Raw genomic sequence first — 10,084 nt, 5'->3', positions numbered from 1 at the left:
GGGCGGAAGCCCTCGTACTGGTTGTACGTGGGTTTTCGCCCGGTGCGGCGAGTGGGGGCACCTCCCACGCCCTTGAGGCAGTGGGGGAGCGTGCCGGGCGTCGCCCGGCAGGCGGGACTTTCGCAACACGCCCTAGTGAGGCGCCCCCCGCCACCCCGCCACGGGCAGGGCGAACTTCGCCACCAGGCGGTCCGTGAACGACGCGTGGTGCAGCCGGGCCAGCCGCACCGGCACGGCCCCGCGCCGCACCTCCACCCGCGCCCCGGCCGGCAGGTCGAACGTCCGCCGCCCGTCGCACCACAGCACACCCGGCGCGATATGCGGCAGCAGCTCCACCGCCAGCACGGAGTCCGGCGAGGTCACCAAGGGCTTCGCGAACAGCGCGTGCGCGCTGATCGGCACCATCAGCAGGGCCTCCACCTCGGGCCACACCACGGGCCCGCCGGCGGAGAACGCGTACGCCGTGGACCCGGTCGGAGTGGACAGCACGATGCCGTCGCACCCGAACCCCGTCACTGGCCGCCCGTCGATCTCCAGCACGACTTCCAGCAGCTTCTCGGCGCCCGCCTTCTGCACCGCCGCCTCGTTGAGCGCCCAGTCGGTGTGCACGATGTCGCCGTTGCGGTGGACCACGACATCTACGGTCATCCGCTCCTCGACCTCGTAGGACTTGGAGACGACCCGGTCCACGACCTTGTCGAGATCGTCCCGCTCGGCCTCCGCGAGGAACCCGACGCTGCCCAGGTTGACACCCAGCATCGGCACCCCGGACGCCCGGGCGAACTCGGCGCCCCGCAGCAGCGTCCCGTCCCCGCCGAGGACGATGAGCAGCTCGCACCCTTCGAGGCACTGCGCGGTCGCCTCCTTGACCAGCTCCACCTCCTCGGGGAGCGGCAGATCGGCGGCCTCGTACTCCAGCACCCGTACGCCGATCCCCTCGCGCAGCAGCCCCTTCACCACCAGCTCGGCGCTGCGGATCGCGGCCGGCCGGCCCGTGTGGGCGAGCAGGAAAACAGTACGAGCTCGGTTCGGTGTCAACGCGGCCCCTCCGCCACTGCACGGTCAACGTCGGCCGGGTCCAGTTCGGGTGCTCCGGCCCGCAGCCACAGAAAGTACTCGACATTCCCGGACGGTCCGGGCAGCGGGCTGGCAGTGACCCCCTGCACCCCGAGCCCGAGTTCCCACGCGCGGTGGGCCACACCCCGCACGGCCTCCGCCCGCAGCTGTGTGCTGCGTACGACTCCCCCGCTCCCCAGCCGCTCCTTCCCCACCTCGAACTGCGGCTTGACCATCATCACCAGGTCGGCGTCCGGCTTCACACACCGCACCAGGGCGGGCAGCACCAGGCCGAGCGGAATGAAGGACAGATCCCCCACGACAAGATCCACAGGTTCCCCATCGATCGCTTCAAGCGTCAACTCGCGTACGTTCGTACGGTCCTTGACGGTGACCCGTTCATCGCTGCGCAGAGTCCATGCGAGTTGTCCGTAGCCGACGTCGACGGCGACGACGTGGGCGGCCCCGGACCGCAGCAGCACATCGGTGAAACCGCCGGTGGAGGCGCCGGCGTCCAGCGCCCGCCGCCCCTCGACGACGAGTCCCCGGGGGACGAACGCCTGAAGGGCTCCCGCAAGTTTGTGCCCGCCCCGGGACACGTAGTCGGGATCGCCGTCGTCGTCCTGGACGACGATGGCCGCCGCGGTCTCCACCTGGGTGGCCGGCTTGGTCGCGACGGTCTTGCCGACGGTGACCCGTCCCGCCGCGATCAGCTGGCTGGCATGCTCACGCGAGCGCGCGAGCTTACGGCGGACCAGCTCCGCGTCCAGACGGCGACGTGCGACTCCTGCCACGTTCGGTTCAGCTCCTGCTCTGGTACGTAGATGGGGGCACCGGAGGTCCCGGGCGGGCGTCGAGCGCGGTCAGCGCGTCGCGCAGCCCCTGGTGCACATCCTCGTACACCTCGATGTGTCCGTCCGTCGCGAGGTGGTCGGCGTCGCCGAGCCGCTCCAGCCCGGCGTCGACCTCGGCGTTGCCGGTGGGGGTGCGGGGGACGTTCAGCGGGGCCGGGGTGGCGGGGTCGTACTCGCCTTCCGCCGTCTCCTCGGTGATCTCCGTCTCGGGAACCGCGTCGCTCATGCCCCGACGCTACCCCGAAGCCCTGCGGTAACGTCGATCGCGATGGCCACGATCGATGAGTGCCGTGCCGCACTCGAGAAGCTCTCGGACAACATGCAGCAGGCCGAGGGGGACGTGCGCAGCGCCGCGTCCCTGGACCGCTCGGTGAGCTGCCGCATCACGGACCTGGACGTCACGTTCGTGGGCCGCATGACCGGCGGCCGGATCGTGGTGCAGGACACCCACCAGGGCCCTCCGAAGGAGAAGGCCCAGATCAGACTCACCATGGCCGGCGACGACCTGGTGGCGCTGGTGAACGGGGAGCTGAACTTCGCCAAGGCCTGGGGTGCGGGCCGGGTCAGGCTGGAGGCGGGCCTGCGGGACCTGTTCCAGCTCAGGAAGCTTCTGTAGCCACCGTGCGGGCCCGCGCCTTCCGCGCGGCCGGCACCACCAGCGGCGTCCCCGTCTCGGGGTCGTCGATCACCTGGCAGCGCAGCCCGAACACCTCCTCGACCAGCTCGGCCGTGACGATGTCGTTCGGCGCGCCCTCGGCGACGACCGTGCCGCTCTTCAGCGCGATCAGATGGGTCGCGTACCGGGCGGCGTGGTTGAGGTCGTGCAGCACGGCGACCAGCGTCCGCCCCTGCGCCTCGTGCAGCTCCGCGCACAGGTCCAGCACATCGATCTGGTGCTGGATGTCCAGGTAGGTGGTCGGCTCGTCCAGGAGCAGCAGCGGAGTCTGCTGGGCGAGCGCCATGGCGATCCACACCCGCTGCCGCTGGCCGCCGGACAGTTCGTCCACAGGCCGATCGGCGAGCTCGGCGACCCCGGTCCGCGCCATCGACTCCTGTACGACCCTCTCGTCCTCGGCCGACCACTGGCGCAGGATGCCCTGGTGCGGGTACCGGCCGCGGCCTACGAGGTCGGCGACGGTGATCCCCTCCGGCGCGATCGACGACTGCGGCAGCAGGCCCAGGGTCCGCGCGACCTTCTTCGCCGGCATCGACTGGACGACCTGTCCGTCCAGCAGCACCCGGCCCCGGCTCGGCTTCAGCATCCTCGACAGCGCCCGCAGCAGCGTGGACTTGCCGCACGCGTTCGGGCCGACGATCACCGTGAAGGAGTTGTCGGGGATCTCCACCGAGAGCTGCTCGGCGATGACCCGCTGGTCGTAGGCGAGGGTGACGTTCTCGGCGGACAGGCGGTTCACGGCGCTCCTTCGGGTGTACGGGTTCTTCGTGCCGCTCATGTCCGGGCTCGCGAGCTCGCTCATATGCGGCCGGCCCTGCGCTCGGTGACGAGCAGCCACAGCAGATAGCCGCCGCCGAGGACTCCGGTGACCACGCCGACGGGCAACTGGTCGGCGCCGAAGGCCCGTTGGGAGATCCAGTCGGCGGTGACCAGCAGGGCGGCGCCCATGCACAGGGACGCCACCAGGTTCGGGCCCGGCGAACGGGTGAGCCGGCGGGCGAGCTGCGGGGCGGTGAGCGCGACGAAGCCGACCGGTCCGGCGGCCGCGGTGGCGGTCGCGGTGAGCAGGACGGCGGCCACCATCAGCAGCGCCCTGGTGCGCTCCACGCGCACCCCCAGGGCGCCCGCCGCGTCGTCGCCCATCTCCATCATCCGCAGCCCGCGTGCGTTGACGAGGACGAGCGGAACGAGCACCGCGCACAGCCCGAGCAGCGGCCACACCTGGTCCCAGTCACGGCCGTTGAGGGATCCGGTCATCCAGACGAGCGCACGGGCCGCGTCGACGATGTCGGAGACGGTGAGCAGATAGCCGTTGACCGCCGTGACGATCGCGGAGACGCCGATGCCGACCAGGACCAGCCGGTACCCGTGCACGCCCCGCTTCCAGGCGAGCAGATAGATGGCCAGGCCGGTCACCAGTCCGCCCACCAGCGCCCCGACGGTGACCTGGGCCGCGCTCCCGGAGAACAGCACGATCATCACCAGGGCCCCCGCGGTCGCCCCCTGCCCGAGGCCGAGCACGTCCGGACTGCCGAGCGGATTGCGGGTGACGGCCTGGAACAGGGCGCCGCCGAGCCCGAGCGAGGCGCCCACCAGCAGCCCGACCAGGACTCGCGGCAACCGCAGCTCCTCGACGATGAACTCCTGCCCGGCGTCGCCCTTCCCGGCCAGCGTCCTGACCACGTCGCCCGCCGAGATGGGGAAGTCGCCGGTCCCGATGAGCACCACGCTCGCGGCGAACGCGGCGAGCACCAGCAGCACCACGACGATGACGGCTCGGACGTCCAGGCGCAGGGAGATCCCGCCCGGGGCCCTGACCACACGGTTGCTCTTCACAGCTGGGCCGTCCTCCGCCGTCGTACCAGAAAGATGAAGACCGGGCCGCCGATGAGCGCGGTGATGATGCCGACCTGGAGCTCCGAGGGGCGGGCGACGACCCGGCCGATCACATCGGCGCCGAGCAGCAGCACGGGCGAGAGGACGGTGGCGTACGGCAGGATCCAGCGCAGGTCGGGGCCGGTGAAGGAGCGCACGGCATGCGGGACCATCAGCCCGACGAACGCGATCGGCCCGCACGCGGCGGTGGCCGCCCCGCTCAGCACGGTCGCGGCCAGCATGGAAAGGGCCCGGGTGCGGTTCAGGTCGGCGCCGAGGGCCTTGGCGGTGTCGTCGCCCATGGCCACGGCGTTGAGCGGCCGGGCCAGCCCCAGGGCGAGGAGGGTACCGGCCGCGAGGAACGGCAGCACCTGCCAGATGGTCGAGCCGGTCGCCGAGGCCAGCGAACCCACCGTCCAGAAGCGCATCCTGCCGAGCGCCGCGTCGTCCGTGATCATCACGGCCTGCAGATAGCCGTAGAGCGCGGCGCTGATCGCGGTCCCCGCGAGCGCGAGCCGCACCGGTGTGGCGCCCCGGCTGCCGCCCAGGAACCAGACCAGCGCGCCGACGGCCGCCGCGCCGAGAAACGCGAACCACACATAGCCGGTCAGGCTGGTGACACCGAAGTAGGTGATGGCGGTGACCACGGCCGCCGACGCGCCCGCGTTGATACCGAGCAGACCGGGGTCGGCGAGCGGATTGCGGGTGAGTGCCTGGAGCACCGCCCCGGACAGCCCCAGCGCCGCACCGGCGAGCAGACCGAGGACCGTCCGCGACAGCCGCTCGTCGACCACGACATCGCCGTAGGTCCCCGTGTCCTGGAACAGCCCGTGCCAGACCTGTTCCAGGGACAGCTCCTTCGCCCCGATCGCGATGCTCGCCAGGGCGACGAGCACCAGGATCACGACGGAGGCGAGCAGCCCAAGGCCACGTATCGCCCGACGGGTCGGGGGCGCGGGGGCGTTCTCCGCGCGCTGTTCGAGAGGACTGTCGTGACTGTCGACCAACACGCGGTTAGGTTAGCCTACCCTCGCATCGATGCTCGATCCCTGGTGCTCGGAGCGGGTGCCGACCGTGGTGCTCACCACCCCAGCCGTGCCAGCGCCTTCCCCGGGTCGAGCTCGCACACACCCTCTCCGGCCGCCGTCCAGGCCGCCGCGCACAACGCCCGCAGCCCGTCGAGAGCCTCCCCGTCACCGTCCAGTTCCAGCCGCTCCGCGCCGGCCCTCGCCGTCCAACCCCCGCACCGGAAGCCACCGTCGGCCTCGGTGACCTCCGGCTGTCCCGTGAGCAGTCCACGCAGATCGGCGTCGACATACGTGGGCCGGTGCCGGGGCGGCGCTGCGAGCAGCTGGGCGCCGTCGGTGACGCCGGTGAGCACGAGCAGCGAGTCGACCTCGCCGTTGAACGCCCCCTCGATGTCCGTGTCCAGCCGGTCCCCGACCACCAACGGCCGCTCGGCGCCGGTGCGCAGGATCGTCTCGCGGTGCATGGGAGGCAACGGCTTCCCCGCCACCTGCGGTTCGGCCCCGGTCGCGATCCGCACGACCTCCACGGCCGCCCCGTTGCCCGGCGCGATCCCGCGCGCGCTCGGAATCGTCAGATCGGTGTTGGACGCGTACCAGGGCACGCCCCGCGCGATGGCGTAACAGGCCTCCGCGAACCGCCCCCACGGCAGATCGGGGCCGCCGTAGCCCTGTACGACCGCCGCCGGCTCGTCCTCCGCCGACTCGACGGGCACCAGCCCCCGCTCCCGCAGCGCGACCCGCAGCCCCTCCCCGCCGATCACCAGCACCCGCGCCCCCGCCGGCACCTGCTCGCTGATCAGCCGCGCCACCGCCTGGGCGGAGGTGATGACGTCCTCGGCGCCCGTCGGTATCCCCAGCTCGGTCAGATGACCGGCCACCGAGTCCGGCGTACGCAGCGCGTTGTTGGTGACGTAGGCGAGACGCATCCCGCCCGCGCGAGCGGTGGCCAGGGACTCGACCGCGTGCACGATGGCGTCGCCCCCGGCGTACACCACACCGTCGAGATCGAGCAGCGCGGTGTCGTACGCCTCGCTCAGGGCCTGCCCACTGCCCTCGGGCCTCGTCCTGACGCTCTGGCTCATTCCGCATCGCTCCTCGTTCGACGGCTTTCCCCCGATCATCCCTCACGCCACTGACACACGTACGATGCCGGGATGAACACTGCAGGTCACTCGGAAGCAACGGAGCGCCGGGGCCTCGAACTCACCCCGTTCCGAGGCCTGCGCTACGACCCCGACCGGGTCGGCAGCCTGGCCGCGGTGACATCCCCGCCGTACGACGTCGTCGTACGCCCCGACGGCCTGCACCATCTGCAGGACTCAGACCCGCACAACATCGTCCGCCTGATCCTCCCCCAGGCCGCCACCCCCACGGCCCGCAACGAACAGGCGTCCGACACGCTGCGCCGCTGGCAGGACGAGGGCGTCCTGGCGACCGACCCCGAACCTGGCCTGTACATCTACGAGCAGCGGCACTCCGACGGCATGCTGCAGCGCGGAATCATCGGCACGCTACGCGTCTCGGACCCCTCGGAGGGTGTGGTCCTCCCCCATGAGGACGTGATGCCGCATGTGGTCGCCGACCGTGCCGCCTTGATGCGGGCCACCTCCGCGAACCTGGAACCCCTCCTCCTGACCTATCGCGGCAACGGCGCGACGGCGGCGACGACCGAGGTGGTCGAACGCCTGGCCGAGGAGCCACCGCTCCTCTCCACCACCACCGAGGACGGCTACAGCCACCGCCTCTGGTCGATGACCGACCCCGCCGACATGACCCGCGTCCAGTCCGAACTCGCCCGCCACCAGGCCCTGATCGCCGACGGCCACCACCGCTGGGCGACCTACCGCCGTCTCCGCGCCGAACACCCGTCCCCCAGCCCCTGGGACTACGGCCTGGTCCTCCTGGTCGACACGGCCCGCTATCCCCTGCGCGTCCGCGCCATCCACCGCCTCCTGCACAGCCTCCCCGTCGCGGACGCGCTGACCGCGGCAGAAGGCCACTTCCGCATACGACGCCTGGACACAGCCCTGCCCGACGCCCTGGAGGCCCTCGCCGACGCCGCCTGCGCCGGCAATGCCTTCCTCCTCGCCGGCGACGGCGCCTTCCATCTGCTCGACCGTCCGGACCCGGCCCTGCTGGCCCGGACGATCCCCGCCGACCGCCCGGCCGCCTGGCGCACCCTGGACGCGACGGTCCTGCACGCCACACTCCTCGACCATGTCTGGCACATCCCCGAGGACTCGCCGGCCCATATCGCCTACATCCACGACACGGCGGCGACGGTCGAGAAGGCGGAACGCGACGGCGGTACGGCCGTCCTCATGCACCCGGTCCGCGAGGAGGTCGTCCGCGAACTGGCCCGCCAGGGCGTGACCATGCCCCGCAAGTCGACTTCGTTCGGCCCGAAACCGGCGTCGGGCCTGGTGCTGCGGGCACTGGAGCCCTGACATACGAAGGGGCGGGACCGATCGGTCCCGCCCCTTGTTCACGCGTCAGTCCCGCACAGGTCAGCCGTTGTCGCGCTCGACCTCGTCATCGCCCTCGTCATCGCTCTCGTCCTCGCTCTCGTCCTCGACATCGACATCGTCGTGGGTCTCAAGCTTCGCGGAGTCGCTCTCGTCCTCGTCGCTCTCGTCACTCCCGTCGAAGGCGTCGACGAACTCCACGCCGTCCAGCTCGGCGAGGCGGTCCGAGGCATCCGTGCTGCCGTCCCGGTCGGCCTCGACGGCCTTCGCGAACCACTCCCGCGCCTCGCCCTCACGACCGGCGGCGAGCAGCGCGTCCGCGTAGGCGTACCGCAGCCGCGCGGTCCACGGCTGAACGGAGTTGGAGGCCAGCTCGGGGCTCTGCAGCGTCACGATCGCCGCGTCCAGCTGCCCCATGTCACGCCGGGCGCCGGCCGCGACGAGCCGCATCTCGACCTGCCCGGCCTTGTCGAGCTTGTGCACCTCGGGAGCACCGGCCATGTCCAGGGCCTTCTCCGGGCGCCCGAGCCCACGCTCGCAGTCGGCCATCACGGGCCACAGCTCCACACTGCCCGTCATCCGCCGAGCGGCCCGGAACTCCGCGAGCGCCTCTCCGTACTTCTGGTTGGCGTACGCGGCGAACCCGCCCGCCTCTCGTACGGCGGCGACTCGCGACGCCAGCCGCAGGGCCACCTTGGAGTAGGCGTACGCGCCCTCCGGGTCCTCGTCGATGAGCCGGGCGACCATCACCAGGTTCTTGGCGACGTCCTCCGCGAGCGTCTTCGGCAGGCTGAGCAGTTCCTGCCGTACGTCCTTGTCGATCTCCTCGCCCGTGACGTCCTCGGGGATCGGCAGCCGCTTGATGGGCTCGCGGTCCCCACGGTCCCGATCACGCTCGTCCCGGAAGCGACCGCCACCACGGCGGTCGTCACGCCGGTCATCCCTGCGGTCGTCCCGACGATCGTCACGGCCCCGGAAGCCGCCGGGACGGCCACCGCGGTCGTCGCGGCGGTCATCACGCCGGGGACCACGTCCACCACGGTCGTCCCGGCCACGGAACCCACCGCGGTCACCACGGTTGTCGTCGCGCCGGAAGCCACCGCGGTCGCTGTCGCGGCGGTCATCACGACGATCGTCGCGCCGGTCATCACGCCGGAAGGGCGGACGCTCGCCACGGTCGTCGCGACGGGGACCACGGTCACGGTCATCGCGCTGGAACGCCGGACGCGAACCACGGTCACGATCGTCACGACGGGGACCACGGTCGCGATCGTCGCGCTGGTACGCGGGACGGGGGCCGCGGTCACGGTCGTCACGCTGGAACGCCGGACGCGAACCACGGTCACGGTCATCGCGCTGGAACGCCGGACGCGAACCACGATCGCGGTCGTCACGACGGGGACCACGGTCGCGATCGTCGCGCTGGTACGCGGGACGAGGGCCACGGTCACGGTCACGGTCGTCCCGACGATCGTCCCTGCGACCATAGCCACCACCGCGATTGTCGTCGCGCCGGCCGTAGCCGCCACCACGGTTGTCGTCCCGGCGGTCGTCACGGCGGCCGTAGCCGCCTCCACGGTTGTCGCCACCACGGTTGTCATCGCGACGGAAGCCATCACGGTCACTGTCGCGGCGGTCATCACGGCGGTCATCACGCCGGAAGGGCGGACGCTCACCACGGTCGTCGCGACGGGGACCACGGTCACGGTCGTCACGCTGGAACGCCGGACGCGAACCACGGTCACGGTCGTCACGACGGTCGTCTCGACGGCCGTAGCCGCCACCACGGTTGTCATCGCGACGGAAGCCACCACGGTCACCGCGGTCGGAGCCACCCCGGTAGCCGCCACGGCTGCCGCTGCCGCGGTCTCCACTGTCCCGTCGCCGCTGGTCGCGCTCCGGTCGGTCCTCGGGAGAGTTGGTGGACATGGGTGACTCCTGTCTTCGGTACTCCAGCTCGATCGTGGGAGTTCCCTGCAGCGCCTTCGCGGCCTTCTTCAGCGGCGCCAGACAGGCGGCGGCCTGACGGTGGTCCGCCACCACAAACAGGTCGTATTCCCGGCGGAACGGCCGTCGGGACGTGACGTAGACGACCGGTGACGGGCTTACCGGGCCCCGGCTACTGAGCCG

At 71.6% G+C, this 10,084-nt stretch carries 10 protein-coding genes; 2 read left to right on the top strand and 8 right to left on the bottom strand.

Annotated elements, in window-relative coordinates; translation table 11 throughout:
* Positions 1–132: 132 nt before the first annotated feature.
* The 3 genes from ABZT17_RS44125 to ABZT17_RS44115 are packed head-to-tail and all read right to left on the bottom strand — an operon-like array spanning position 133 to position 2,136.
* Entirely contained in the window at positions 133–1,038 is a 906-nt protein-coding gene (locus tag ABZT17_RS44125) for an NAD kinase (protein WP_356357826.1), read from the bottom strand.
* Positions 1,035–1,850, bottom strand: coding sequence for a TlyA family RNA methyltransferase (locus tag ABZT17_RS44120; protein ID WP_356357825.1), 816 nt, complete (start codon positions 1,848–1,850; stop codon positions 1,035–1,037). Before ABZT17_RS44120 ends, ABZT17_RS44125 begins: the two co-directional genes overlap by 4 nt.
* A gap of 7 nt (positions 1,851–1,857) precedes the next feature.
* On the bottom strand, positions 1,858–2,136 hold the full coding sequence (locus ABZT17_RS44115; RefSeq protein WP_356357824.1) for a hypothetical protein: 279 nt from the start codon (positions 2,134–2,136) through the stop codon (positions 1,858–1,860).
* A 42-nt stretch (positions 2,137–2,178) separates the two neighbouring features.
* Here ABZT17_RS44115 and ABZT17_RS44110 point away from each other — a divergent pair, with 42 nt between their 5' ends.
* Complete coding sequence (locus tag ABZT17_RS44110; protein WP_356357823.1) at positions 2,179–2,526, top strand: SCP2 sterol-binding domain-containing protein; 348 nt, start codon at positions 2,179–2,181, stop codon at positions 2,524–2,526.
* Here ABZT17_RS44110 and ABZT17_RS44105 read toward each other — a convergent pair.
* From ABZT17_RS44105 to ABZT17_RS44090, 4 genes are all read right to left on the bottom strand, one after another.
* The gene (locus tag ABZT17_RS44105; RefSeq protein WP_356357828.1) at positions 2,510–3,364 is read right to left on the bottom strand and encodes an ABC transporter ATP-binding protein; all 855 of its coding nucleotides are present in this window, start codon (positions 3,362–3,364) and stop codon (positions 2,510–2,512) included. The genes ABZT17_RS44110 and ABZT17_RS44105 overlap by 17 nt on opposite strands.
* Before the next feature lie 20 nt (positions 3,365–3,384).
* On the bottom strand, positions 3,385–4,422 hold the full coding sequence (locus ABZT17_RS44100) for an iron chelate uptake ABC transporter family permease subunit (RefSeq protein WP_356357822.1): 1,038 nt from the start codon (positions 4,420–4,422) through the stop codon (positions 3,385–3,387).
* Entirely contained in the window at positions 4,419–5,471 is a 1,053-nt protein-coding gene (locus tag ABZT17_RS44095; RefSeq protein ID WP_356357821.1) for an iron chelate uptake ABC transporter family permease subunit, read from the bottom strand. The genes ABZT17_RS44100 and ABZT17_RS44095 overlap by 4 nt, the downstream gene beginning before the upstream one ends.
* A 71-nt stretch (positions 5,472–5,542) precedes the next feature.
* Positions 5,543–6,571, bottom strand: coding sequence for an HAD hydrolase-like protein (locus tag ABZT17_RS44090; RefSeq protein WP_356357820.1), 1,029 nt, complete (start codon positions 6,569–6,571; stop codon positions 5,543–5,545).
* 72 nt (positions 6,572–6,643) lie between these two features.
* On the opposite strand from ABZT17_RS44090, the gene ABZT17_RS44085 reads away from it, so the two are divergent.
* Entirely contained in the window at positions 6,644–7,936 is a 1,293-nt protein-coding gene (locus tag ABZT17_RS44085) for a DUF1015 domain-containing protein (protein WP_356357819.1), read from the top strand.
* 60 nt (positions 7,937–7,996) lie between these two features.
* Here ABZT17_RS44085 and ABZT17_RS44080 read toward each other — a convergent pair whose 3' ends face one another.
* Complete coding sequence (locus ABZT17_RS44080; protein WP_356357827.1) at positions 7,997–8,809, bottom strand: hypothetical protein; 813 nt, start codon at positions 8,807–8,809, stop codon at positions 7,997–7,999.
* Positions 8,810–10,084: the final 1,275 nt, after the last annotated feature.

Origin of the sequence: Streptomyces sp. NPDC005648, assembly GCF_040605395.1 — a bacterium.
Lineage (GTDB): Bacteria > Actinomycetota > Actinomycetes > Streptomycetales > Streptomycetaceae > Streptomyces.
Note: the sequence above shows the minus strand (reverse complement) of the source record. Positions and strands in the feature narration are given on the sequence as shown.

Excerpts from the sequence above, each read along its gene's own strand:
- ABZT17_RS44115 (WP_356357824.1), bottom strand. The coding sequence starts at position 2,136 with ATGAGCGACGCGGTTCCCGAGACGGAGATCACCGAGGAGACGGCGGAA.
- ABZT17_RS44110 (WP_356357823.1), top strand. The coding sequence starts at position 2,179 with ATGGCCACGATCGATGAGTGCCGTGCCGCACTCGAGAAGCTCTCGGAC.
- ABZT17_RS44105 (WP_356357828.1), bottom strand. The coding sequence starts at position 3,364 with ATGAGCGGCACGAAGAACCCGTACACCCGAAGGAGCGCCGTGAACCGC.
- ABZT17_RS44090 (WP_356357820.1), bottom strand. The coding sequence starts at position 6,571 with ATGAGCCAGAGCGTCAGGACGAGGCCCGAGGGCAGTGGGCAGGCCCTG.
- ABZT17_RS44085 (WP_356357819.1), top strand. The coding sequence starts at position 6,644 with ATGAACACTGCAGGTCACTCGGAAGCAACGGAGCGCCGGGGCCTCGAA.